The 25,588-nt window shown below is 53.6% G+C and carries 21 protein-coding genes; 7 read left to right on the forward strand and 14 right to left on the reverse strand.

Annotated features, from left to right (window positions below; genetic code table 11):
• Positions 1-132: 132 nt before the first annotated feature.
• Entirely contained in the window at positions 133-1,047 is a 915-nt protein-coding gene (hemF, locus tag A1332_RS01955) for an oxygen-dependent coproporphyrinogen oxidase (RefSeq protein WP_064006898.1), read from the reverse strand.
• A 285-nt stretch (positions 1,048-1,332) separates the two neighbouring features.
• Here hemF and A1332_RS01960 point away from each other — a divergent pair, with 285 nt between their 5' ends.
• The 6 genes from A1332_RS01960 to A1332_RS01985 all read left to right on the forward strand — a co-directional run bounded on the left by A1332_RS01960 (position 1,333) and on the right by A1332_RS01985 (position 6,616).
• Positions 1,333-1,800 (forward strand): ProQ/FinO family protein, encoded by a 468-nt coding sequence (locus tag A1332_RS01960; RefSeq protein ID WP_064006899.1) that lies wholly within the window; start codon positions 1,333-1,335, stop codon positions 1,798-1,800.
• 547 nt (positions 1,801-2,347) lie between these two features.
• Complete coding sequence (locus A1332_RS01965) at positions 2,348-3,094, forward strand: DUF5765 domain-containing protein (RefSeq protein ID WP_064006900.1); 747 nt, start codon at positions 2,348-2,350, stop codon at positions 3,092-3,094.
• A gap of 133 nt (positions 3,095-3,227) precedes the next feature.
• A complete protein-coding gene (locus A1332_RS01970; protein ID WP_064006901.1) occupies positions 3,228-3,971 on the forward strand; it encodes a TorF family putative porin in 744 nt (247 codons plus the stop codon).
• 124 nt (positions 3,972-4,095) lie between these two features.
• Complete coding sequence (locus A1332_RS01975; RefSeq protein WP_064006902.1) at positions 4,096-4,656, forward strand: RNA polymerase sigma factor; 561 nt, start codon at positions 4,096-4,098, stop codon at positions 4,654-4,656.
• 4 nt (positions 4,657-4,660) lie between these two features.
• Positions 4,661-5,368, forward strand: coding sequence for an anti-sigma factor family protein (locus A1332_RS01980; RefSeq protein WP_157203921.1), 708 nt, complete (start codon positions 4,661-4,663; stop codon positions 5,366-5,368).
• 6 nt (positions 5,369-5,374) lie between these two features.
• On the forward strand, positions 5,375-6,616 hold the full coding sequence (locus A1332_RS01985) for a S8 family peptidase (RefSeq protein ID WP_064006904.1): 1,242 nt from the start codon (positions 5,375-5,377) through the stop codon (positions 6,614-6,616).
• Here A1332_RS01985 and A1332_RS01990 read toward each other — a convergent pair.
• From A1332_RS01990 to A1332_RS02045, 12 genes are all read right to left on the reverse strand, one after another.
• The gene (locus tag A1332_RS01990) at positions 6,613-7,755 is read right to left on the reverse strand and encodes a glycosyltransferase family protein (RefSeq protein WP_064006905.1); all 1,143 of its coding nucleotides are present in this window, start codon (positions 7,753-7,755) and stop codon (positions 6,613-6,615) included. The genes A1332_RS01985 and A1332_RS01990 overlap by 4 nt on opposite strands.
• A 12-nt stretch (positions 7,756-7,767) precedes the next feature.
• Positions 7,768-9,288, reverse strand: a complete 1,521-nt coding sequence (locus A1332_RS01995) for an alginate export family protein (protein ID WP_064006906.1) — start codon at positions 9,286-9,288, stop codon at positions 7,768-7,770.
• Between the two features lie 26 nt (positions 9,289-9,314).
• Positions 9,315-10,142: a hypothetical protein gene (locus tag A1332_RS02000; RefSeq protein WP_064006907.1), complete on the reverse strand. Its 828-nt coding sequence runs from the start codon at positions 10,140-10,142 to the stop codon at positions 9,315-9,317.
• Positions 10,132-11,343: a glycosyltransferase family protein gene (locus tag A1332_RS02005; RefSeq protein ID WP_082879483.1), complete on the reverse strand. Its 1,212-nt coding sequence runs from the start codon at positions 11,341-11,343 to the stop codon at positions 10,132-10,134. Before A1332_RS02005 ends, A1332_RS02000 begins: the two co-directional genes overlap by 11 nt.
• Positions 11,340-13,142 (reverse strand): ABC transporter ATP-binding protein, encoded by a 1,803-nt coding sequence (locus A1332_RS02010; RefSeq protein ID WP_082879484.1) that lies wholly within the window; start codon positions 13,140-13,142, stop codon positions 11,340-11,342. Before A1332_RS02010 ends, A1332_RS02005 begins: the two co-directional genes overlap by 4 nt.
• Positions 13,143-13,162: 20 nt before the next feature.
• On the reverse strand, positions 13,163-14,446 hold the full coding sequence (locus tag A1332_RS02015; protein WP_064006909.1) for an aminoglycoside phosphotransferase family protein: 1,284 nt from the start codon (positions 14,444-14,446) through the stop codon (positions 13,163-13,165).
• Positions 14,443-15,087, reverse strand: coding sequence for a histidine phosphatase family protein (locus A1332_RS02020; RefSeq protein WP_064006910.1), 645 nt, complete (start codon positions 15,085-15,087; stop codon positions 14,443-14,445). Before A1332_RS02020 ends, A1332_RS02015 begins: the two co-directional genes overlap by 4 nt.
• Positions 15,074-16,408 (reverse strand): aminoglycoside phosphotransferase family protein, encoded by a 1,335-nt coding sequence (locus A1332_RS02025; protein WP_197491373.1) that lies wholly within the window; start codon positions 16,406-16,408, stop codon positions 15,074-15,076. Before A1332_RS02025 ends, A1332_RS02020 begins: the two co-directional genes overlap by 14 nt.
• Complete coding sequence (locus A1332_RS02030; protein WP_064006912.1) at positions 16,405-18,540, reverse strand: alginate lyase family protein; 2,136 nt, start codon at positions 18,538-18,540, stop codon at positions 16,405-16,407. Before A1332_RS02030 ends, A1332_RS02025 begins: the two co-directional genes overlap by 4 nt.
• Positions 18,537-20,534: an alginate lyase family protein gene (locus A1332_RS02035; protein WP_064006913.1), complete on the reverse strand. Its 1,998-nt coding sequence runs from the start codon at positions 20,532-20,534 to the stop codon at positions 18,537-18,539. The genes A1332_RS02030 and A1332_RS02035 overlap by 4 nt, the downstream gene beginning before the upstream one ends.
• Complete coding sequence (locus tag A1332_RS02040) at positions 20,509-21,864, reverse strand: glycosyltransferase (protein ID WP_064006914.1); 1,356 nt, start codon at positions 21,862-21,864, stop codon at positions 20,509-20,511. The genes A1332_RS02035 and A1332_RS02040 overlap by 26 nt, the downstream gene beginning before the upstream one ends.
• 66 nt (positions 21,865-21,930) lie before the next feature.
• Complete coding sequence (locus tag A1332_RS02045) at positions 21,931-23,187, reverse strand: glycosyltransferase family protein (RefSeq protein ID WP_082879487.1); 1,257 nt, start codon at positions 23,185-23,187, stop codon at positions 21,931-21,933.
• A 520-nt stretch (positions 23,188-23,707) separates the two neighbouring features.
• On the opposite strand from A1332_RS02045, the gene A1332_RS26245 reads away from it, so the two are divergent.
• On the forward strand, positions 23,708-23,836 hold the full coding sequence (locus A1332_RS26245) for a hypothetical protein (protein WP_269454634.1): 129 nt from the start codon (positions 23,708-23,710) through the stop codon (positions 23,834-23,836).
• 249 nt (positions 23,837-24,085) lie between these two features.
• Here the strand turns inward: A1332_RS26245 and cysK are convergent, their stop codons facing one another.
• The gene (gene cysK / locus A1332_RS02050; RefSeq protein ID WP_064006915.1) at positions 24,086-25,063 is read right to left on the reverse strand and encodes a cysteine synthase A; all 978 of its coding nucleotides are present in this window, start codon (positions 25,061-25,063) and stop codon (positions 24,086-24,088) included.
• Positions 25,064-25,588: the final 525 nt, after the last annotated feature.

Below are 25,588 nucleotides of genomic sequence, written 5' to 3' on the forward strand. Positions count from 1 at the left end.
AAACGGCAACAGCCCCTAGCAAACTATCCAAAAAAAAGACCAAACACGCTTGACTGAAAACAAAACCTTGCGAGTCAGTTTTGCAACAGATACCCGCACAGATTGACTAGCCGATTTCCGCAAATCCTAAATCTAAATTCCCAGCCAGTTTTGCGGGCGTAAAAATGTGTCGTACAACTCGACCTCCGGACTACCCGGTTCAGGCTGCCAATTGTATTGCCAATGCGCGACCGGGGGCATGGACATCAAAATGGATTCAGTCCTGCCGCCCGATTGCAGCCCGAATAAAGTCCCTCGGTCGTAAACCAAATTAAACTCGACATAACGCCCACGCCGATACAACTGGAAATTACGCTCCCGGTCACCATAGACGGTGTCTTTACGCTTTTGCACGATGGGCAAATACGCATCTAAGTAGTGATCGCCGACGCTCTGCATAAACGTAAAAGCTTGGAGAAAATCGGGCTCATTCAAATCGTCGAAAAACAAACCGCCTACGCCACGGGTTTCGTTGCGGTGTTTCAAAAAGAAATACTCGTCGCACCATTTTTTATAACGTGGATACACATCCTCGCCAAACGGCAGACAAGCTTGACGCGCAACTTTATGCCAATGCAATACGTCGTCACGGAATGGGTAAAACGGCGTCAAATCGAAACCACCGCCAAACCACCAGATAGAAGGCTCGCCGTCTTTTTTGGCGATAAAAAACCGCACATTGGCATGCGAGGTCGGCACATAAGGGTTGCGAGGATGCATCACTAAGGACACGCCCATCGCTTCGAATTGCCGGTTGGCCAGCTCGGGCCGTTTAGCGGTTGCCGATGGCGGTAAATTACTGCCAAACACGTGCGAAAAATTAACGCCGCCTTGCTCAAACACCTCACCATTCGCCAACACCCGCGAACGCCCTCCGCCGCCTTCGACGCGTTCCCAAGCATCTTCAATGAAGCGCGCGGTGGGTTCTTCCGCCTCCAAAGCAGTACAAATTCGATCTTGCAACGTCAGCAAATACGTCTTTACTGCGGATATATCGTTCTCAATCATGATAAAGCGCTGTCCTGTCGATAAAAATTTTACTCAGCAACCGCCATGCGGCAGCCCATTGGGCGCAAATTACCACAAATTATAAAACCACAACTCGGATAAGCAGTGGGCCAACACTTACCCCGGCACCCTGAAAGATCCAGGCAGCACCAAATAAAGCGCGTACCGCTATTTTTTATCTAAAAAATTGTTAGCTTGGAACACCGAAATTCGATAGCACTATTGGCTTGCTGTTTCCCGATGTACAATCCTATTTTTATTCCTTGATAAAAGTGTGGATACATTATGGGATTTGAAGAACTAGCATCGCTCAGAGATGAACTTGTCAAGCAAGCGGCGGCCAATAAACCGGTACAACAGCAAAAAAAGATAGCGGAGAAATCACCTGTCAAGAAGGCCGGCAAAGCTGATGCGTTAGTCGCCATCATCGGCTTACTTCAAAAGAAATTCCCCTTGGCATTTCCTAAAAAACCCGCTGCCAAACTGCCCTTAAAAATTGGTATCCACAAAGACATCCTGGCGCATGCCGATCAACTCGGTACAGATAAAAACCAACTCCGCACCGCCCTCAAGGCATGGTGTTGGGGACATCGTTACTGGGATTGCCTGACGGAAGATGCCGTCAGAGTGGACTTGCAAGGAATGCCGGCCGGCCAAGTAACAAAAGCAGATGCTGAACAAGCAAGTAAATTAAAAGCAGAACGCCGAAAGCAGCCCGAAGCAATCGACGCAGTAACTACCGAGGAAGCATAATTATTGCTCGCTCAGGAATTGCCAGCGCCGGGAAAGCACGGGGCCAAACTTTTGACTTTCCTGGGCGCCCGATCGCACGGAAACGCCGGAACAAGGTATTTCCGAAGCCCGCTTATCTGATTGCTGACGCGACAGCGCTTCTCTGCCGAGAGACCAGCAGTCCCCACCCGGACCCACTGAACCCACCGGCACGCGCTCATTCACCCAAAGCAACCCCGGTGTGTGCCGGCATCATCAGTTCCCGGAAAATTTTTGTCATAAAAATTCAACAAGCCATTAAAATAGCTGACGATTCTGCAAAGCTATCCCGGAATCACCACGTATCGACTGCAAAATTTGCGTCATTTTCTTCTCTCAATCACGCCTTAGGTTTACCCGCACCAAGGCAGCCTCTTCACGACCAAGCCTAAAACTAGGCAAAAGTCGGCATTACAGAGCCTTAAAGCCCCTCGGCATCCGCCAAGGCGTTACTCTTTATAGACTTTTCAAACTCCGACACTGGATCGCAGTTTGCCCGATCCTAGATTTTTAGTTCCCAGGAGGAATTATGTGTTGGAGTGGCGAGGCATCCGCCGCGCTTGCCGTAACCGGCTTTGCGAGCACTGCTTTTTTTTATCGACGCGGCGAATCCAAGGTCTTATGCCTGGCATTGGCCTATTTCTCACTGATGGAATTACTACAGGCGTATACCTATTCAGTGATAGACCAGTGTCTTAATCCGAATAATCAGGTCGCTACCTTTTTAGGGTATATGCACATCGCGTTTCAACCGTTTTTTGTCAACGCAGTTACCATGCACTTTATCCCGGAACCCTTACGAAAACGTATTGCGCCGTTTGTCTACGCACTCTGCTTTACCGCGGCCACTGTATTCATGATGCGGATTTATCCGTTTCAATGGAGCAGTTTTTGCTTTGACCACTACTATCAGTTTTTACCCGGCACTAAGCTCAAATTCCTAATGCCATTTTGCGGCACGGAGATTTGCTCAACATCCGGACAATGGCATATTGCCTGGGCCATACCGGCCAGCGGCAGCATTCAAATGGCTAACAGTTACGTTTACGCTGCCTTTCTGATGCCCTTGCTTTACGGTTCATGGAAACTGGTGCTCTATCATCTTACGACCGGTCCGCTTTTGGCCTATTTGACTACCAACAACATGAACGAATGGGCCGCCGTATGGTGTCTTTATTCAATAGGCCTGCTGCTATTATTAATTAAAACCCCCATCCGCCAATACTTGCATGTTACTAGCTGGTATGGTTGCCGCCATCCTCAGTTTTTTAAATAAATTGATAAATTAACCCCACATCCCTCAAGTTTGTTGAAGGTTCAATCCAACTAGGAAATAATGCACAAAAGGGTAGTTCTATACTGACAGCCAATCGCCGACAATGCCTACATAAATCTCAAACTACCCATCCATGGACTCAGATAAAATCTTCCGCAAAGGCTTGTTTGCAATCTTCTTAGGAGTTTTCGGCGTATCCTCGGTTTTACCTTACGCCCAAGCGGAATGGCATGGCGAACTCACTTTTCTCAGCGATTACTTGTACCGGGGCTACTCCAAGAATCGCGGCAATCCTTTAGCGCAAGCACATATCGATTATCAAGACCCCATGGGTTGGTTCGGCGGTGTGGGCGTTTCGCAAGTCAGCTTTGACGACCGCAGCTATAAAAATTACGCCGATGTGGAAATCAAACCCTATCTGGGATGGAGCCTGCCGCTAAATCACGACTGGCGTACTGAATTATCGGTAACCGGCTACCTGTTCGACGGTAAGATTTTTGGAAAGTATGCCGATTACGCCGAATTTTACGCATCCCTGCACTATCAAGACTGGCTCAGCGGAACGGTGTCCGTTGCGCCTAACGCCTATCGGCGTGAGGCAACGGTACTGAATTACGAGCTCAAATATCGCCGCGACATCCTCGACAATCTGCAATTTTCAACGGGATTGGGCTATTACCAAGCCAACAAACTATTGGATGAGGATTATTTTTACTGGAACGCCGGCGTGTCTTGGTTCATCACCGCCAATCTGGCGCTAGACCTACGCTACGCTGACGTCCATCTGGACGATCATCACGAAGAAATCCATCACCACGAGTTTTATCCACGCTTACAGGACAACAAGTTTTTAATCTCCGTGACCGCCGGCTTTTAAATAAAATTTCCCGCCTTTGAACCTTCCGGCTTCGCCGAGGAATACACTCGCACACCAAGCTAAAATCACAGGAATCCAGGTTTGAGCCATGCTGCGTTTAGTACCTAACCTACACCGACCACCCATGCCCGAACAGCCCCAAATTGGCCCGGACGAGTACGACTTGCTTCAACGTATCGGCGCAGGCGATACCGCCGCCTTCGAAGCTTTCTACAAAAACTACTATCCAAGGTTGTTTCGTTTCATCTTGCGCATGACGCGCCAGCCCGAAGCTGTCGAGGAACTAATACAGGAAACCTTGCTGGTGGTTTGGGAAAAGCCCCAGGGCTTCAATCATGAAAGCAAAATTTCCACCTGGGTGTTCGGCATTGCGTATCACAAAACCCTGAAAGCCATGACCAAAAGTGCCCGGCGTAACAACGATGTCGATATCGACGACTTGACCGAAACCATAGGCGATCCGACTGCAAATCCTGCGAATAATTGGGAAAACGAAGATTGGTTAAACTATGCGTTGGCCACTTTACCGCCGGAACAGCGCGCCGTCATCGAACTAACCTTTTACCACGGCTTATCTTATCAGGATGTCGCCAGAATCTTGGATTGCCCGGAAAATACCGTAAAAACCCGTATGTTTCATGCCCGCAGGAAACTGCAGGTTTTTGCCGATGCACAGGAGAAATAAGGCCATGAACTCACAGATTTCCTCACCCACTAACTCCCACTCCGACATGGTTTTGTTATTGCCCTGGTATGTCAATCAAAGCCTGTCAACAGATGAACGGCAGCAGGTAGACCTGCATTTAAAATACTGCCTGGTCTGTCGGCGCGAATTGCAGACATTGCGCAAACTCGCATTGGCCGTGCAACAAGCAGCCGATCTGGACGTAGCGGCCGAAGCTTCTTTCGCCGGTTTTAGAGCAAAAATGCAAACAGCCAGTCAACTCCCGCTTACCGTAAAAGACGATAGCCCCCACGACAAACTTACTGGCTCTAATGTAAAACCATTCAGCGTTGCTCGCGGATTTTGGCGGATCGCCAGCAATACCGGAAAAGGCCTAGCTATTGCCGCGTCCTTGTTATTGGTCACCCTGCCGGCTGCCGTGCAATACCTATCGCCGGCCAATACTACCGACTATCACACGCTTTCCGCAGCCAAGCCAAACGCAAGTCCGATCGGTGAGTTACGCGTGGTGTTTGCCAAGAATCTGACAGAAAAAGACATAGACGCCGCGCTTAGCCAAATTGGTGGGGTACGGGTAGACGGACCTAACAGTGTCGGCGCTTACACTGTCAAAATTACCGCCGGCAAACCGGATACTGACATGGCCGGCGCCTTGGCATTGCTCCGGAGCCGACAGGATGTAATACTGGCCGAACCGATTTTGCAACCGTAATTGATCATGAAATTAGTGCGCTTAAATCTGTTTATTTGCTTGCTGGGGCTGCTTAGCGCCTGCGCAACTACCAGCGATTTATCGTGGTTGGGCGACAGCAAAACTGCGGAAGAACGCCGGCTGCTGGTCACCTTTACTGACCGCAGCATTGATCGCGCGTTGCCGGCCAATACCTTGGACGGTTATCGCTTGCGCGGCCAATACGGCAACTCCGGCTGGAGCGAACATATTGCGCAGGAACTGGCCGAGCGCCATCATTTGCAATTCGTCGCCCAGTGGCCGGTTACGACCTTGGGTGTCAGCTGCGTGGTGTACGAGGTGCCGGACACCCTGCCCGTGAAACAAGCAATCGCAGAATTGCAACAGGACAGCGACGTGTCGTCCGTCCAGCAAATGCATAGCTTTCAGGTGCTAGGTAAACAGACACCGCCTACTCAGGCATATAGCGACCCATATCTGCATTTACAAACCGGTTTTAACGCCTTGCGGATAGCCGATTTGCACCTCACCACCACCGGCCAGGGCGTGCGTATTGCCGTCATCGATACCGGCGTGGATACCGAACACCCGGACTTGAAAGGTCGAATTAAATACTCGGAAAACACCGCGCCGGAACCCAGCGATCACAATCTGGCCGATATTCACGGTACGGCGGTCGCCGGCGTATTATCCGCCCATCCCAACAACGGCATAGGCATTGCCGGCATCGCTCCAGAAGCGGAAATTTTGGCATTTCGGGCTTGCTGGCCGGAGAAACCCAATTCCTTGGCGGCACGTTGCAACAGCTTTACCTTGGCATTAGCCTTGAATCAGGCCATTCGCATGAATAGCCATATCATCAATTTGAGCCTGAGCGGTCCCGAAGACCCCTTAGTACAGCAATTGATTGAAAAAGCGCTGACCAAAGGCATCATTGTGGTCGCGGCTGTGCCGAGTCAAATACAAGCCGGTGGCTTTCCGGCCAACATCGCCGGTGTGATAGCCGTTGGCCTGGAAAAGAGCGGCAACAACCAGCAAATCGCCGCGCCAGGCAAAGACATTCTGACGACCGTGCCGCACCAAGCCTATGACTTTATGAACGGCAGTTCCTTCGCGACGCCGCACGTAGCCGGCATGGCCGCTTTGCTGCTGCAATTGCATCCGGACTGGAAAGCCGCGGACATCAAACGCCGGCTCGGCAACGACGCCTCGACCGCCAATTTGCTCGATTCGAGTACTGCCCTAGCCTCTCCGGCACGCGCGCACTAGCCTTCACAAAATTCACCCTCAAGAATCGCGCTGATCCGCCGACTGATTTCGGCCGCACCGTTAATGGCTATGTTCTGTTGCGGATAAGTTCGGTTTATCGTCTCCCTGATCTTGGTGCTTAACCGTTCCGGCACTAGGTCCGTTTCCGTCAACGGCAACACAAACCCCTTGCCGGCCAGTTTTTCAATACGCAGACCTTGCTCACTATTACCGGCGTAAGGATACGCCAACGCCGGCGTGCGGGTGCTGATCACGTCCATCAGAGTGTTGTCACCGCCCAGGCTGATTGACAAAGCGGCGGATTGTAGATTCTCCTGAAAGTTGTTCAAGAAAGACACGACCTGGACATTAGGGCTGCTGACCAGAATCTGCAACTCGGCGATTTCGCTTGCGGAGGCTCTGGAGCTGGTGACGACCAGAAAATGGTAATTCGGCAGCAGTGGTGCGGTTCGGATCGCGGCGCGCAACAGAGTCTTGCCTATTTCACCGCCGCCCTGACTGACGACGATTCGGTTTCTTCGTACCGGCCAACTTGCCGGAGGCGGCGGACTGACGTAGCCTACATAAACCAAGCGGTCGGCAATCCCCGCAGTCAGGCTAAAAGTTTCTTCGAAGCGCACAATATTCGGATCGCCGCGCACGAATACCGTGTGAATATGCTCCCGTACCAGTTTCATCATGCGCTGTTCGGCGTCCAGTGGCGCCGGCACCAGAATTTCCCGGACAAAGCAAAAAATCGGTATCGCGCCGCAGCGCTGTCTGACGGTGGCAAACAAGCCAAGAATCTCTTTTTTCAGGCGCCGCCGGCCGAACGGGAAAAATTCGACAATCACCGCATCGTAAGGCCAGTTTACAAATTGCTCGATAGCCACGGCGCGCTCGGCCCAGACGGCTTCGATGGGCTTGTCGCTATCGGGTGCATAAAGTTCATCGGTGGCACTGTCGATTAAAATCGTCGGCAAACGCAGATGCCGAAAGCCCGGCAGTTCCGGCATTTGTTGCAAACCTTGTCCGCCGTGGATCAAATCCACATCGGCATAAGTCGACAGCTCGCGGATTACCAGCAAGCTGCTGGTCAAATGCCCCAAACCGACCAGGCTTTGGCAATAAAACAGGATTTTGCGGCGTTTCGAATGCATGGCAGCCGGCCCTTAAAAGCTGTATTTAAAGGTCAGATCGAGCTGGAAGGAGTTATTGCCTTCCAACGCGCCAAAAGCCGGACCGGCCATGAATAGCGAACCGGCAAATTGCACCTGTAAATGCTTCCATTCGTCCAGGGACAATACCAAATCGAACTCGTCGCCCAGCGTGCCGCTTCTGCCGTTGGGTGTGGCGCGAATCCGCGAATCGCGAATTGCCGACGACGGCGTGGCCTGTTCGTAGTGGTGGTAGAGCAAATCGATGGAACTTTGCTCGGAGATCGGAAAGCCCAACGCGGCGGTCATGATGTTTAAATTCGATAATTCCGGCCGAAACAGCTCGCCGTAATAACGAAAGCGCTGGCTGCCGGATAATTTGATTTTGTTGTTGTGTATCCCCGATTGCCGATAACTGCTGTCGGTGCCGTCGTTGGGATTGGAATCGCCGGAGCCGTAGGCATAGCCCAAGGTCAGGTAAGGTTCCAGGAACAGATTGCTGTACCAGGTAATGCCGGCGTCCATGCCCCAGGCTGCGACATGCCTTGGCGTTTGCGCTCTGACCCTAGAGACGTTGCTATTGATGTCGGTGAAGGTTTGGGTGGTCTCTTCCCCAAATACAAAGGCCGAATCCAGCCAATACCCGATCTTGCCGACATGCTCGATTTTGAATTTACCCATCGCCCGGCCGCCGAACCAATTCAGGTCACCGTCGCTTACGTCTTTACGATTGGCTCGGATCACGTCGCCGGGGCGTTGGTTGTCGGAATTATCGAACTGGCTCAGAAAGAACAAGGACAAGTTTTGCTTTGGATCCCATTGCCAAACCACGTCGCCCATCAGTCGCACCACCCGGTCGCTCACTGGATCGATGAAATCCTGATCCGATTGTTTGGAACCCAATTCCTTGGCGATGGCTAATTCGGCAAAAAGCGTGTCTTCGCCAAAATACACCCTTGCCGCGTCCAGTTCGTCGTTCCACCACCATTGACGCTTGTCCGCTATCCGTTGCCGGCCCAATTGCAGACTAAAACCCGAATCCAGTATCTGATGAATGAACAACCAGGCCTGGGTCAGTTTAATCCCGGCTTCGTATTGATCCAGCCCACTTTCGGTATAGACTTCCGGGTCGTAGTAAACATCGGACTGCACAAAAAATGATACCGATTTTGACCACTGGTAAAACAACTCCAGTTTCAGGTCTTGATAGACATTTGCCACATCGTCGTCGCGGCGCGGATCCAGACGCCGGTCTTCGACATAGCGCGGCTCCAGCTCGTAGGCACCGCCGATGGTCAATGGGTGGCCGAATACATCGACCTTAAACTGGTCTGCGGGCCGTTTGTCGCCCGGATTGATTCGTAGCGGCTCTTTTCTGACCGCATCGCCGTTGTCCTGGCGAAAGGCATTGTCATTGGATTTGTTCGCCGCCACCTGCCCGCTAGTGGTTTCGGCAAGCACGGATAGACTCAGCAAGGCGCCGCCGGCCAGTAGTGCGGTTTTTCCGGTTTTTTGTATGAATGAATTAAAGCTCATGAACGAAAGGCAAATCAGTGGTGTGGTTAAATGAGGCATGACCGCCTAACGGTCAGAACAGCCTGGGAATCAAGCGGGAACGAACGCCCCGGTGCATCAGAGCCCTGTCTGACTTCTAAAAATTCGCGCATCAAGCGGCAGTGTGTATGGGGATGTTCGCGGAATAGTTCTAATAAGGCTTGCAGATGCTCAAGGTCGTCTACGTCCATCACTGCGTGGTGCAGCATAATGCCCAGTGGTTCCGGATGCTCCGGATGCAACACATCTGCTATTGCTTGGCCAAGCGCAATCCAGGGCTGAGCGGATTTGATTCTGACCCCGCACCAGTCGATAGCCACCGGAATTTCCCGCAATGTCCCGGTATGGAGTGGCGCCGCGCCGCGGTTGCGCGACAGGGCTTGAAAACCGAGTTTAAGCAAGCTGTCGGCCGTGGCCTGGCTACAACGGTTCCATGGCGGCGTGAAAATCCTGTCCAGTGCCGACCCGAACAAGCACTCAAGCTGTTGTTTGCCTGCCAACAAATCCTTAAATTGTCGCTCTTCGCTGCGGCTGACGCCAAATTCGCATTTTCGGCCTTGGTTTTCATAGTTGTTATGGCTGTATCCATGTTGATGCAAACCCAACATAAACGGATTTCGCCGCCAACGGCCCAGCAGTGAGCCAGCAAGCGACTGGCTAAGCACCTCAGGAATCACGGCAAGATCGATGGGTATATTGCAATCTCGAAAGCACTCCAGCAATGCATACAGCCGATCATCATCCCAACCGGCATCGTCGTCGCGAAAGAAAATATCAATTGCTTGCTCTCGGGCATCCAATGCCATACGCACAGGTCTGAGCCAATCAGCAGGCATGGGCATACTCCTTTGGCAGCGATTCTGAGTTTGCGTTGTGTTTGTTTGCCAGTAACTCCTGAATCAACCGCACCGTATGGTCTACACCGGCCAAATCCAGGCCGGCTGGATTGGGTAAAAAATCCCTTAATTGCAATATCTGCTCGGCCAAACGCTGGCCCGACAGCTCCGCCGGATTCAGGACTTTCACCAAACCCAATTGCGCCAACTTTTGCGCCCGCTGGCTTTGCTCGTCTTCCTGGCCGCGCACAAACGGCACGACCAGAGCTGGGGTGCGGGATTCGAGAATGTCCATCACCGTGTTGTAGCCACATTGGCTGACAGACAGACTGTGCGCCTCCAGCAAAGGCTGCATCGCCGGTACCGAGCGCAGCAAGGTGAGACCTTCGATGCCTTTGACTTGCGCAGCTAAATCCTGCCAATCCGCTTCCGGTAAAAACGGGCCGGCGACGATGGTCATGGGTAATTTTTCAACGGCCCAATTTATGGCATGGGCCTGAACCGCTACTTGAAACAACGGCGCGCCAACCATGCCGCCGCCAGCTGATACCAACACGCCGCGCCGAGGCGGCTTTACCGCGGCGGCGATACGGCCTGGAGCAACAAAGCCGGTGTACAGTAACGGGGTTTTCAGCGGATGGCGCGGGCAGAAGCTATCTTCCAGGCGAGCGAAACGCGGATCGGCGTGTACCAACAGCCCGTCGAAATAGCGATCCGTAATCCAGCGGGCGCGTTCATCATGCCGACTTTGATCCTTGCGGGCGTTGACCATGATGTCGCGCAAACTGCACAGCACTAGTGGCCTGGCTTGTGTATCGCGGCGCGCGGTTTTTAATAGCGGCAACAACTCCCCAGCCAGTTTCTTGCGGCCGAATGGGAACAGTTCGATTAACACCACTTCCGGCCTGAGCAGTGCATAGGTATCCAGTATTAATTGCCGACGCATCGCCAATGATTCTTTGACGCTGTAACGGTCGTCCTGGCTGTACAACTGATGATCTTCGCCCATACCCAGCGGAGGCAGATTGAGCATATCCAGTTCGGTAACGGCAGACTGATGATCGGGGGCGCGGCCACCGTTCAGAAAAGTCACTCGAAATTCGCGGCTCAAGGCATTGGCCAAGGTCATGGCTCTGACCCAGTGACCCATGCCTAGCGAGTGTTGGCAATACAGGAGTAATCGCGGTTTTTGTTCGTTCATGCGGCACGCAACCCGTGTTGGAGTTTATACAGTTCGTGATAATGACCGCGCATCTGCATCAAGGCCTCGTGACTGCCTTGCTCGACAATCACGCCTTGTTTCAACACTAAAATCCGATCGAAATTGCGTATGGTGTGAAATTGATGGGCAATCACCAACACGGTTTTGCCGCCGTGCAGATTGTCGATGGCGTCACGGATCAGTGCCTGGGACTGGGCATCCACTGCCGAGGTCGGCTCGTCCAGAATCAGAATCGAGGATTTGCGCAACAAGGCCCGCGCCAGACACAGGCGTTGCTTTTGACCGCCGGACAGATTGCCGCCGCTTTCGCCCAAAACCGTGTCGTAGCCGTCCGGCAAATTACTGATAAATTCGTCGGCATGCACCAGACGGGCGGCGGCTTCGATGTCTTCCAGCGTGGCGTCCGGGCTGCCATAGCCAATGTTTTCGCGAATGCTGGTACCGAACAGAATCGAATCCTGCAACACCACACCGATTTCCCGGCGTAAACCGGCGCGTTGATAACGACCAACCTCGATACCGTCGATGCGTACGGCGCCCTGTTGCGGGTCGTAAAGGCGGATCAATAAGCGGGCGATGGTCGATTTACCGGCACCGGAAGCGCCGACCAAGGCCACCCGTTCACCCGGTTGAATATGAAAGGAAATATCCCGCAGGATAGGTTTGCCGGTCGGATAACCGAAGGACACATGGCTGAATTCGATTTCGCCACGCAAACCCTTTGGCAGCACCGCATCGGGCGGATCTTGAATATCCGGCTCAGTATCGAGGATTTCGCTGATGCGTTCGATACTGACGCTGGCCTTGGAAAAGCGCGTCGACAAGCGGGTGATTTGCCGAATCGGCTGATACATCTGAGCGATGTACGAACTAAACACCAGCACGTCGCCCGGCGTTAGCACCCCGGCAAAAACTTGCAGGCAACCGAATAGCACCACGATGCCGGCGCCGATCGCACTGATGATTTCGATCATCCGCGTCGCGCCGGCTTCGATACGCGCGGTGCGCACACTTTCGGTCATCGACTGGCTGCTTTCGGCATCGAAGCGCTCGCGTTCGTAATCTTCCATGCCATAGGTTTGCACCAGCGGCACCGCGTTCAACAATTCGCTGACCCGCGACGCCAAGCGCCCTTCGTTATGGCGTTGTTTGCGTGCCGAGCGTTTAACCCGGCTGTAAATCATCACGATGGCCAGGCACAGCAGCGGAAAGCTGGCCAACACGATCACACTCAATTTCACGCTCAGGCTGAACATGATCGCGAACATACCCAGCACAGTCAGCACATGGGTGGTAAACGTCAGTGCCGAGTCGGCGTAGACATCTTTCAAGGTATTGGTATCACTGGTGAGCTTGTTCAATAACTCGCCGGACGGCGTGCTGCTGTGAAACGCCAGCGACAGGCGTTGCAGATGATCGAACAACTCGCTACGCAAGGTGTAGACCAGCAAGTAGCCGATGCGCGAGGTCAGAAACAATTGGTAATAGGAAAACACGCCTTTGAACAAGGCAATCACCACCATGCTGCCGCAGAGTATCCACAACGCTTGTTCGCTACCGCCATACAGCAAGGGCTGCGCCGCTGCCAGCTGAGCCGGCAGCGGATGATTCAATAGCACATGATCGAAGATTAGCTTCAGCGGCCAAGGCACAATCAGGCTGGTTAGTGTGGAACCGAGAATACAGACGATGGCGGCAAAAATACTGCCGCGCACCCGGTGCAGATGTGCAAACACGATCTGCTTGAAGCGGCTTGTTGCTTGAATTTGGTTGGTCATAAGCGGTTTTCCAGATAAATTCAGTCGGCCAGCGGCCAGGGACGCAAAGCCAGGGCAATAAAATCGGCAACCCGTTGCGGCGCGGCCGATTTTTGCTGGATGAAGGCACGGTAAGCGCGGGTCAGCAATTGCCCGCGCAGGTGCCAGGCAAAACGTTGCGGATCGGTTTGGCCGTGGTTTGCGGCCGAGTAGGCCGTAAACAGTAGCCGAACGAGTGGGTCTGTCTCGGCAATCGGATAGGGGTAGTTGTATAAATCCGCCGCGAAATTGGCGAGATCCTGCAATGGATCGCCGAGCGCCAATTCGTCGTAATCGAACAAGGCCAAACGACCATTCGGCAAAACCAGCAATTGATCAATGTGAAAATCGCCGTGGATCAATCCCGGCATTTCAAACTCCGGGCGAGTTTGGCGCAATTCGTTAAGCAACGCTGCCAATGCCGGCTGGATGGCGCGATAGGCGTGGCTCAATTTATCGGCTTTCTTCTGCCACTCCTGCAACTGCTGCTGTAAGGTAACGACCGGTAAAGACGGCGGCGTGAGCTGGTGAAAAGCGGCAAGTGCATTGGCCAGGGCCGGAGTTTTCTCTGCAACACCGGTTGCGAAATCCAGCTCGGCCAGCGCCTGGCCCTGCAAGCCTTCCAGCCATAAAGTGCGACGGTCGGCGGTGTAAGCCAGGGCTTCAGGCATGACAAAGGCCGTGGCTGATTGGAACTGGCGTTGCAGCGTGCGTAGATTGTTGTAAATTGTCTGGCCGCGTTCATCGGCATAAGTTTTACCGTAAACCACTCGCGCCGGTTCAACCTCGCTGACCGCGAATCGGTAACGCGCCGTGCAGCGAATTTCCGGCCGGTAATTGACGATCTCGATAGCCGACACTGGCTGCTGGCCCAACTCGGGAATCTCACGACTATCCATCAGCTGCGCCAGCCAGGGCATAGCCGGATCGTTCGGAAAGCGCCAGCCAACCATGCCCAGTTCGGCCAGATGAATCGCTTTTTCACCGCTGGCTTGGGCTTCGGCAAAGGCCTGATGGCTGCGTTGGCCTAAATAGGCTCGGGCGTAGAGTATGCGCTGATCCGCAATCGCTGATGGCAAACGCCGGCCTCGCAAGTGGTAAACCAGCGATAAAAACGAGCGCTCGCGGTTTTCGGCAAGGCGATAGGTTTTGTAACGCGGATGTTGAATCTCACAGCCCGTGATCTGCCAGTCGCCGGCCAGGCATTCGGGCAAATGCCGTTGCAGTGCCGAGACCATCAATTCCGTATCAAGTAAGGGCGCAAACTGATCCAGTGGATTGCTCATGTGCGCAGCCCTGGATAATGTCGGCCGTGGTATTCGCCGCCCAACCGAATCGTCATCACTTGCGGTTTGCCAAGCCAGTCTATGGCGTACAGATACTTGTTTTTGACGTTAATCTCGGCTTCGACGCTAAAGTCGTTGGCCAGCAGCCTGGTCAGTATCACTTCATTGGTGTTGCGATGGCCGACAAGCAGAATCGCACCGCTGCTATTGGTCAAGATTTGCTCCAGACTACCCAACACCCGGTTCGTGAATGCCGAATAAGCTTCGGCGCCGGGTACCATGAAACCGTGTTTGTCATGCGCTCGTGCCGCCCATAAACGGCAGGCTTCTGGGTCTCTTTCGTCGACATGTCTACCTTCCAGAATACCCAAGCCGATTTCCCGCAAATCATCCAGTGTTTGAATCTGCAGGCCGTGCATCGCGGCGGCAGGGCTGGCCGTCTGTATGGCCCGCGTCAGGCTGCTGCAATAAATCGCGCTCAAGGTTTCCTGTTTCAATACATCAGCCAAGGCCTGGGCCTGTTCCAGGCCTTTCGCCGACAGGCGGGCGTCGGCGTGGCCGGAGATGCGTTGCTGAAGATTCAGCTGGCTTTGGCCGTGTCTGGCCAAATAAATGCGTAAGGGCCGATCAAATGAGCGCATCGCAGGCTCCGGTTGGCTGTTTACTGAGCGCCAGGTAGTTTTCGCTGAGCGCCAGATAACTTTGGATATGCGCGATGCGCAAGTCATCCATTTGCCGCAGGCTGCGGCGGGTGACTTCGTGAATCAGCGCGGCGGCTACCTGCCAACGCAAGGCTAGCAATGAAACGGCATGGACGCTATGGGCCATGTAAGAGCGGACCAAATGCTTGACCAGCGGATGCACTTCCTCGACAGAATCACCTTCCCGCAGGCCGTGCAGATAAAAGTTGGCTATCAGACTGGCCAAATCGGCCAGCGGGTCTCCCAAGCAGACGCAATCCATATCGATCAAGCCCAGTTTGTCGCCGTCGACTAAAAAGTTGTTCAGCTTTAAGTCGTGGTGTAGCGTCGCCAGGGCCGGTTTCGGAAGATTAAGCTCGTCCGCCAACAACCCTGCAACCGCACTATCGATGCGTGCCGCCAGTTCCGGCCGGGTTTGTTCGGCAAGCCTAACGGTTGCCAGCAGGCCTTCGGTAATATCGCTTTGACTGAAACGTTGTGCGGTATCGATTTTGCAGGCATGCAATGCCGCTACGCACTGGCCGATACTTTCAGCCAAGGCCAAGCCCTCGGCTGTTTGCAAATCGGCCCAGCACAATATCCTGCCAGGGACATGCGATTGCCAGAGCGTGCGGGTTTGTGCGTCATAGGCCAGAGCCTTGGCGCCCCAGCTAAACTGGCTGCTAAGTTGCTGCATCACTTTGAACACGTCACGGCCGCTATCGTCGGCGAAATTTTTGGCATAGAACAAGTGACTTTGATCGAATCCGGCCAGCAACACCCGGTAGCAGATCATGCAGGAGCGCTCAGGCAGATAATGCAAAACTTCGGATTCGACAGCCAGGACCCGATCATCCCCGGCTAAATCTGGCTCACCGAGCCGATATTTGATGGCTTCCGCATCCAACAGGCCCGGTAAATGAATCAGCTTGCGATCGTAAGGAAACGCCCAAATCAGCATGGCGGGCTCGTGCAAAAGCGTCAGTGCGCCTGCCGCCAGCTCGGGCCGCTTGCTACGTGCCAATTCAAACTCCCGGCTGGCCGCGCCCGGCGGACAGAGGCGGCCGGTCACGTAGCGCGATTGGAGAACTTTGTCCGATTGGGCTTTAAGCCGGTAACCGATCACCAGACTCTTACCGGGTTTATGGCGTTTTTCGCCGATGTAACATTCAACATGGTCGGGTGTAATGCCGGACATGCCCAGCACCCAGCCCAGCAACGGCCCCATCACGCCCGGATTCAGGGCATCGGCCATTTGTGGGAAGCATGGGTCTAGCTTCATGCCGGCACACTCCCATCGATGGCGTCGATTTGTAGCCGGCCCTTGGCGTAATTCAGACAAACCGGCTTGCCGATGCTGTCCAGCAGTTTGCGTCCGCCAATTTCCAACCATTCCGCCGCATAAGCTCGAACGCTGAGGATGCCGTCTTCGGCATCGCGGCGGATAAACACGAGTTGTGCCCGGCAGATAACGTCTGCAAAGTGGTATTCAGATAAACCAGGCTGATGGGCGACGAAAAAGCAATCGTGATAAGTGGTAGTTTCTGATTGAATGCGGATAATGAGCGCCAAAGCCTGGGTAGCGGGCACTGTTTGACCAAGACTAGTTACTGATATGGCCTCAACGTGTAATGCCGGAGCGCTGTCTTTGTAGGGATAAAGAACGGTTTGAAACCAGCCGCTACCCTTGCATTGCTGGCTAAAGCTTAATACAGGCGCGGGGTGCTTGACGCCGTACTCCGACGACACCCAACCTGGCTCCAAACTCGTCGCAACCTCGGCACGTCTCGCTTGCGCGATCAACAGATCGGGCGCCTGAATGCCGTGGCCTTGTTCGGCTTCCAGCCTTTCGGTTTGGCCTTGTGCTTCCGGTGCCAAATGGAAAAACTGCTCGTAACGATGCGCTTCGGAGGCAAGCAACAGATCGCTGATAATCCAATATTCGGCTTCGGCGAAGAAAATGCTGCGCTGATGCTCCACTTCATAACGCGGACTCAACGCGCGGCCATGCACAAAATCAAAGCCTTGGTTCGATTCAAAGATTAATACCGCTGCCCGGGGTTGCGGGCCGACCGGCTCATGACACTGGTAGGCTATCTGATCCTTACCATCGACCATGACGGTGTTGTGTGCAGATGTACCTTTAAAGGCAAGCCGCCAGTTGACGCCGTCGCTGTCATATTCGTGATAGGTATAACGGCCTGGATCGACGATCAGCGAACGACCATAGGCTGCCATTTCGAAACTCAACAAGTCGTAATGACCATGGCTGCCAAAGCCCAACTGGCCGCAGTCGAAAAACAGGTAACGGCCATCGGCATAAGGCCGCTCCGCCCAGCCGCTACGCAGAATGCAGTAGCCGCTGTCGGCAAACAGGCGCGAGCGTTGCACGGGCGGCTTGCCTTGTTCGCCCTGGCTAAGTACATAACTCAAAGCGTCGCTGGGATAATAACGCTGGGCTTTGCGTAGTAGCGACAGATAGCTGTTGATGTCGCCATCGTTGATGGCCGGCAGCCACCCGTCCGGCTTGTGGGCATAAATGGAAAACTCCAGCGCTTTACGCATCACAGCATCGAACTCCACAGGCAATGTCAGCCTGTTCAAGTCCGCCAGCTCGCGGACCCGCAGAAAGTTTTTCAAGACGGTGTGGTGATAGTCGGTGGACAGTTCTTTTTGCACGCCGTCGGCCAGAATATCTTCGCGAAGATTGGCCAGTAGTTCGTGTTGGGCAAAGGCCAATAACTCGGCGGATTGGCTTAACTCCGGGAACAGTAAGGCAACCGCGAAAATCGCCGACAATTCGATGGTGCGGTGATTGCCTTGCGGCGTTAAATTGCGGCTGAGAAACACAGCCTGCGACTGAATCGAACCCAACAAAGCCAGCAAAAACTCGGCGGTAATCGCCGAGCATTGCCGACCCGGCACGAAGTAATGGTAAGCCAATAACCATTGCTGCAAGCGGCGACCGGTCACCTGGCTGTTCACAAAACCGTCCGGCACGTGCTCAATCCACGAACTGACCAAGGCCACCCATTTATTGGCATAGCAGTCATCGCCGCTGCAATCGTAGGCCAGCGCCAGGTCGCGAGAGTAATAAAACTTGTGCAGCAAAATCAGCCATTCCAGATCAGGACTGGGGTTATGCAGCCAATCAAACTTTTCGCCCAAGCGATGGGTTTCGTTATTCAGGGTAAATTGGTTATCGAGAATCGGTGCCGCGCCGGCAACATGTTTGGCTTTTCCGGCTGACAGCGGAAAGTAATTGTCCAAGTCACGCTGGCGAAAATGCGCCAGTAACTCAGCATGAGTCAGCGCAGCGAACGGTGTCGCCAGCAAAGACTGCGTGGGAAACACCGTTTCGCTTGGCGCGTCAGACGGTGCAGACGACTCCATGATGGGATAACTGGGCTTCATGATTTATCCGCGCTATGCCAGGCTAAAATCCGCCCCTCTCTATCCAGGCGACGGAATAAAAACGCACTCTCAGTATTTAGATCGGCAAACTCGTAACCGGCGCCCGCGCGATGCGCCAGGAATAGCTCGTCGTAGTATTCCCCTCGGGCTTGTTGATTATGAAGCCGCAAGGCACTGGCGCTAGTGCTACCGACCGCTTGACCGTTTTGGCTTACCGGTAATTGTTCCAACGTAAACTCCGGAGGTGTCGATTGATACGGAAAAAGCACGGTCAAAAAGCAATAGTTAGCGGCATGCGCGGAAAAATTGACGACCGGAGCGGGATGTTTTACGCCGTAGCTAGGTGAAATAAACCCCGACTCCAGTGTTAATCTGGTGTCCAGTTGCGGTGCTTGCAGGATGACCAGATTCGGTGAATCGACCCACAACCCGGCTGAATTGACGGAGGTTGTGGTGCGATGCTCGGCCAGCGCATCCAGATGAAACCGCAACTCATAGTCGTGAGCTTGCTCCGCGCGCAGTAAATCGCAGATCAGCCAGTATTGGCCGGCGATGAATAGGATTTTGCGCTCGTGTATTACCGGGTATTCATGGCTGGCGGCGATGCCGTGCAGATAGTCAAAACCCGGTCGATGCAGCGCGCATTTAAATTCGCGCGCCGGTTCCGGGCCTTGGATTTTGTATTTGCGAATATGCGGCGCATACAGCGTCTGGTTTTTACCGTCTACCTGCACAGTGTTGTGATAGCCGGTACGGCGAAACAGCACGCGCCAATTGGTGTCGCCGGATTCGTCGTACGTATAACGGCCCGGATCGACGATCAAGGAGCGGCCGTAAGCCGCCACTTCGATATTGAGTAAATCCAGATGACCATGATTACCGGCACCCAGCGGCGCGCAATCGAAAAACAAGTAGCGCTCGTCTTGATAAGCATCGTCTTGATCACCCCAGCCGCTACGCAGGATGCTGTAGCCGCTGCTCGCAAAGGTTTTCGAACATTCGGTTGGCGCCTGGCCCTGTTGACCAGCTGTGGCGACGTAAAGCATCGCCGGATCGTCATACAGCTCATGGCCTTGCCGCAGCAAATCCAGGAAATTGGCGCTGTCGCCATCACTAATCGCCGGTATAAAACCGTCGGGTTTATGCGCATGCAGGCAAAAGCTCAAGGCTTTTTTGATGGTCTCGTCCATGTCGGCCGGCAGTTCAATGTTGTTCAACATCGCCAGACGGCGAATGCCCAAGAAATTGCGCAACACGATATGGTGATAATCGGTCGATAACTCGCAATGCACGCCGTCGGGCAGCAAATCGGTTTGCAGATTGCGTTGCAATTCGCGAATCGAAAAACTCAGCCATTCATCAGCACCGCGCAGTTCTGGAAACACCACCGCTGCCAGGAAAATAGCGTAAAGCTCCAGCGTGCGATGATTGCGGGCCGGGGTCAGGTTGTCGCACAGATACGCCACTTGCTGTTGCAGCGAGGCCAGAAAGTCCAGGTGAAACTCCGCATCAATCAAGGGTTCGGCGGCTGCCGATACAAAATAGCGGTAGGCAAAAATCCAGTTTTGTACGCGGCGGCCGGTGACGTCGCTGGACAGAAAATCCACCGGAACGTTGTCGAACCAACTGCGGGTGAGTGCTTGCCATTTGTCACGGTAGCGGGTGTCGTCGGTTTGTTGGAATCGTCTGCCCAAGCCGACTGCGTAATAAAATTTATGCAGCAGAATCAGCCATTCGACATCGGCACAGGGATTACTCAGCCAATCGAATGCACCATCAAGCTGGTAAGGCTGGTGATTAAATTCGAAACGGTTGCGTAAAATACCGTCCAGTTTTTCCGGGGTATTTTGCTCTTCATCGATCACCGAAAAATAGCGGATCTGCCGGCGACAGTGAAAATACGCCAACAACTCCACCGGCGTCATATTGCAGTATGGAGCAGCCAGCGCCAGCAGGCGCGGATCGGCCTTAAGAGTGTTCAGCACAGCAGACATGGGCTTCCACCGCTTGGCCTTCCAGGCAGGCGTCGAACAATTTTTTCAGAGCGACGGTCGTGTGGCGGGAATTGAAATCCCTACAAACGGTTTGCCGCGCGGCTTGACCCAGACGCAAACGCAAGGCTTGATCGTCTAATAAGCGTTGGATAGCGACGGCCATGGCTTGGGCATTTTTTTCCGGCACCAACAAGCCGTTGATTTGGTCCTCAATCAATTCCGGAATCCCGGATATGTCGGTCGAGATCACCGGCATTTCCATCGCCATTGCTTCGACCAAGACATTGGGAATGCCGTCGCGGTCGCCGTTATCGACCACCAAACAGGGCAAGGCAAACACATCGCCTTGCTGATAAATACCGCGCAATTCTTCCTGCGTCACCGCACCGGGCAGGCTGACGACGTCTTGTAAATCCAGGTCGGCGATCAGTTGTTGGATGACTTGCGCGTATTTATCCGCGCCGCCGACGATGCGGCAGTTAAATTTGACGCCGCGATCACGCAGAATCGCGCAGGCTCTGACCAAGTAATCAAAGCCTTTTTTCTCGACCAAACGACCGACCGATAAAATGCTGGGGATGTGATCAGCCGATTGCTGTTCGCGCGGTGCCGGCACAAACAAATCGGTATCCAGACCGTGATAAATCCGGTGCACATCGATATCGCTACCCTTGCAGGCGTCCAAATGTTCCTGATTGGCGCCGGTACAAGTCACGGCGAATTTGGCGCGGCGCATTTTGATTTGTAACAAATCGCCGGGGTTCAGTTCGCGCAAGTAAATATCCTTGGCATGGGCGGTAAAGCTGAACGGCAGGCCGCTGATACGGCTGGCAAACATGGCAATCGTCGTCGCGCCGTGACAGAAATGCGCGTGTAAATGTCTAATGGCCGGATTCTGTAACACCGATTCGGCGATATAACCGGCTTGCAGAAATTCCTTGATAAATACCGTGCGCGGCCACTCCCGCCAGCCATTCCGATATTTAAGGCTCATGCCCAAACATTCCAGCACCGCACCTAGATAGTTTATGGGCCTCTTCAGGAATAGCCGGCCATGGCTGGGCGCGAATTTCGGTAGGTTTTCGATCAACCAGGCCAAAAAACTATGTCCAGTCAAATCGCTGGCTTGCGGCAGATAAGTCACCGGCGCGTGGATGGCGTCGACGACGGCGTGATGCTTTTGGCCCTCAAGCTGTTTGATCGAAAAGATCGACAGCTTTAGTCCCAAGGTTTCCAGCAAGTGGATCTCATTGGTGATGAAGGTTTCCGAGGTACGCGGAAAGCCTTTGAGAATGTAGGCGACTTGCGCCTGGCTGTCATGGTTTTGCATTATAAAATCCAAAAATCTCCGCTCGGCCTTAAACGGGCCGACAGGTTTATCGCAACGATGAAAGGTTTAGTCGGCCGCTACGCTGCGGCTTGAAGATCTAATCCGCGCTTGCGGTTTTTCCGCACGGCCATATAACAAATCGCTGATCGATTCACTGATGCGCGGCAACCCCCCCATGTCGATTTGATACAGGCGGCTATGATGGACGTTGGTGCGACCCAGCTCTTCTCGAACCGTGTCCATAAGCAATTTGGGCGTCAGATGGTTGGGGTGAATAGCACGGACCAGACCTTGTAAAGCCAGGCGTTCCGCACGTATCCATTGTTCCTGAGAAGGTTTGACGCGCGGCACCAGAATCGCGCGCTTACGCAGAGTCAACAATTCGCAGGTGGAGTTGTAACCGCCCATGCTCACCACTAAATCGGCTGCTTCCATACAGGCCATCATGTCGGTGTTAAATTCTTGAATCACCACGTTTCGGCAGCTGCGAGCCAACACTTCAAGCTGATGGCGACGGCTTTCCGACATTTCCGGGCCGCATATCATCAGGGTCATGGTGTTGTCGCCCAGATCCTGACGACTCAAGCCTTCCAGATAACTGTGCAGCAATTGGTAGCCGTCTTCACCGCCGCCGGCGGTGACCAGCACCAGACGTTCCTTGGTGCAGCCGATTTGCTGCCGAATTTCACCGGCGCGTTTGTCGCTGCGTTCGCGGGCTATGTAGCCGCAGAAATCGACTTTTTCGTGACTGACCTCGGGGAATTCGTATTCCTTGCGCATGTCGTAAATCTCCGGAGAACCGACCACCAATACCTTGTCGTAGTGCGATTGAATGGCATCGTGGTAACCGTTTTTCTTCCACACCGGTATCGTGCTTTCCGGAGTGTCGAGGATGTCGCGCAACAGCAAGACCAGTTTGGCGCGGTGACCACGACGTTGCATGAGATGCAGAGCGGCACCTAATTCGTCGCTGACGCCGTAGGGCTTTTTATCGACCAAAATCAAATCGGGATCGAAATCCAGCACCGCGCTGAGGATGATATTGCTGCGCAGCTTGAGCAATTGCTCGTATTCCATATCCAGGAATTTCACCGAATAGTCGCCTTTGACATTGCGAGACAAACAAGGCAATTTGATGTAATCGATACGGTCAGGAATTCGGAAGGCATGCAGCATCGGCGAGCCGGAGAGAATCAGTACCGAGACGTTCGGGTCGCCATCCACCAGGGATTTAGAAATTGCCAGCATCCTGCGAATGTTGCCCAGACCGAAGGTATCGTGAGAATACACAATGATTCTTTTGGATTGGTTGATAAGCGTCATGGCCCGGATTCCTTTTGCTGCATCGTTCACTATGCGGGCGCAAGCAGTTTCCAGTGTGGATGATCTGGCGCCCGGTTCATTTTCCGTAACCAGACAAAACTGTGGTTACGTGCAGCGTCTATTCCCGGGCAAACAAGCAAGGTTCATTCAAATCGGCATTTTCATCAAACTTTAATGTGGCGATGTTACGGCGCTTGCCCACAGACAGCATTGACAGGGCTCCCAAGCGGCATGTTGTGAACACAAGCGAAAAAACTGAGATCTACGGAAACCGGGGTTTTTAACCGCTTCGGGAGTTTTGCGCCAACTGTTTACAAGATGTGCGATTCGGCATTCGATCTGTTCTGCTTCGCTGCCAAACAGCGCAGGGGAATTAAGAGGATTTTAAGCAATTTGGAGAACAATCCGCCGCGACTGAAACAATCCAACAAAGGAGGATATATGTTCAGGCTTATAACGGTATTGTTAATCGGCATGTTATGTTCCGGGACGGCTTTTGCGCATGGAGATGACTGGGGACATGGACACCATAGGCGGCATCATCACCATCATGGGCATGGTTACCGGCCATATTTTAGAACGCATAACCCTGCAAGAATGGGCCATTACCCGCCGCCGCCACCCCGTTATTTTGCGCGGCCGCCGTTAGACTATTACGGCTACCCGCAGCGGCCCATGCCCAGATATGACTACAGGGATCGCTGGTGATTATTAACCCGGCACTTAAATACCGCCGCTCCCGGGAAGGCGGGAGCCCAGCGGCTATGCTGGATTCGTGCGCGGTCTAATAGCCCCAGCCTTCGCGGGAATGACGAATCCAGCGAATTTAAGGGCCTGGTTGCCACGGTCAGAAACCCTGGCAGCTTTCCCCTAAACATTAGTATCGACGCGCGTTAAATCAGACCGCCACACCCTGCGCATCGAACAAGCCTTCGAATAAGGCAGAACTCAAATAGCGTTCGCCGGAATCCGGAAGCACCACCACAATAGTCTTGCCGACATTTTCCGGCCGCTTTGCCACCCGCACCGCGACCGCGACTGCCGCGCCGCAGGAAATTCCGGATAACAAGCCTTCTTCCCGCGCCAAACGCCGCGCATACTCAATCGCTTCGTCATTACTGACTTGCTCGACGGCATCGACCATGGACAAGTCCAATACGTCGGGCACAAAACCGGCGCCTATACCCTGAATTTTATGCGGCCCCGGCTGCAGATCTTGGCCGCTACGGTACTGACTTAACACCGGACTGGCTTCCGGCTCAACCGCGATGGAAACAATGGGTTTGCACTGCGTGAGTTTGATATAGCGAGACACGCCGGTAATGGTGCCGCCGGTACCGACGCCGGAAACGAAAATATCAACCGCACCGTCGCTATCGTGCCAAATTTCCGGACCGGTGGTCTGTTCGTGAATTTGCGGGTTGGCGGGGTTTTTAAACTGCTGCAACAGTACGTAGCGCTCCGGATCGGAAGCAACGATCTCTTCCGCCTTGGCGATAGCGCCTTTCATGCCTTTCGCCCCCTCGGTCAGTACCAGTTTGGCACCATAGGCCACCAGCAATTTGCGGCGCTCGATACTCATGGTATCGGGCATGGTTAAAGTTAGCGGGATGCCGCGCGCTGCTGCGACAAACGCCAGTGCAATGCCGGTATTGCCGCTGGTTGGCTCGATCAATTCCTTGCCGGGCCCAAGCAGACCGCGCTGCTGCGCGTCGTTAATCATCGCCGCACCGATCCGGCATTTCACCGAATATCCAGGGTTGCGCCCCTCGACTTTGGCCAATAAGGTGACTTGAGCGCCGTCAGTGATGCGGTTAAGCCTGACCAGCGGTGTTTTGCCGATAGACTGCGAATTGTCGGGATACCAATATGCCATAACGTTTTCCTTCAAAATGGATAGTCCAAAAAAAGCCAGTGCGCATTGACCTGCACTGGCTGCTTGTGGGGTTGAAATCAGTGCCCCCTGCTAAGTCAGAAAAATATGCATCAACACACGTTCTAACCGGCAGTAGTACTACGCTTCCAAGATTGCGCCAGTTTGAACATTTTTGCAACATGCAGCTTGACCAACCGCGCAACCCAGAGATCGCAAGTCATAACTCAAGAGACTAAACGACAAGACGCTGGCAAGCACCGCTAGCCAAAGCGGAGCGTTACCGGAAATTTATGATTGGAGATTTTAGGTTTTGAACCTGAAAGCGCACACCGGTCGGCATGCGCGGAATTGGAAAACTTTACTTTTTGGATGTTCTGATAATTGACGTCAGATGACGACCGCATTGTGCGCAAATAAAGTTTCCAGTGGGTACGCCGGAGACATATTCTTTGGCCAAGGACGGGTGGTCACAGTGCTCGTCATTTCTACTTTTAGTCGATGTGTCTACTTTCTTTGCGTCCATAA

Origin of the sequence: Methylomonas methanica (assembly GCF_001644035.1) — a bacterium.
Taxonomy (GTDB): domain Bacteria; phylum Pseudomonadota; class Gammaproteobacteria; order Methylococcales; family Methylomonadaceae; genus Methylomonas; species Methylomonas methanica_A.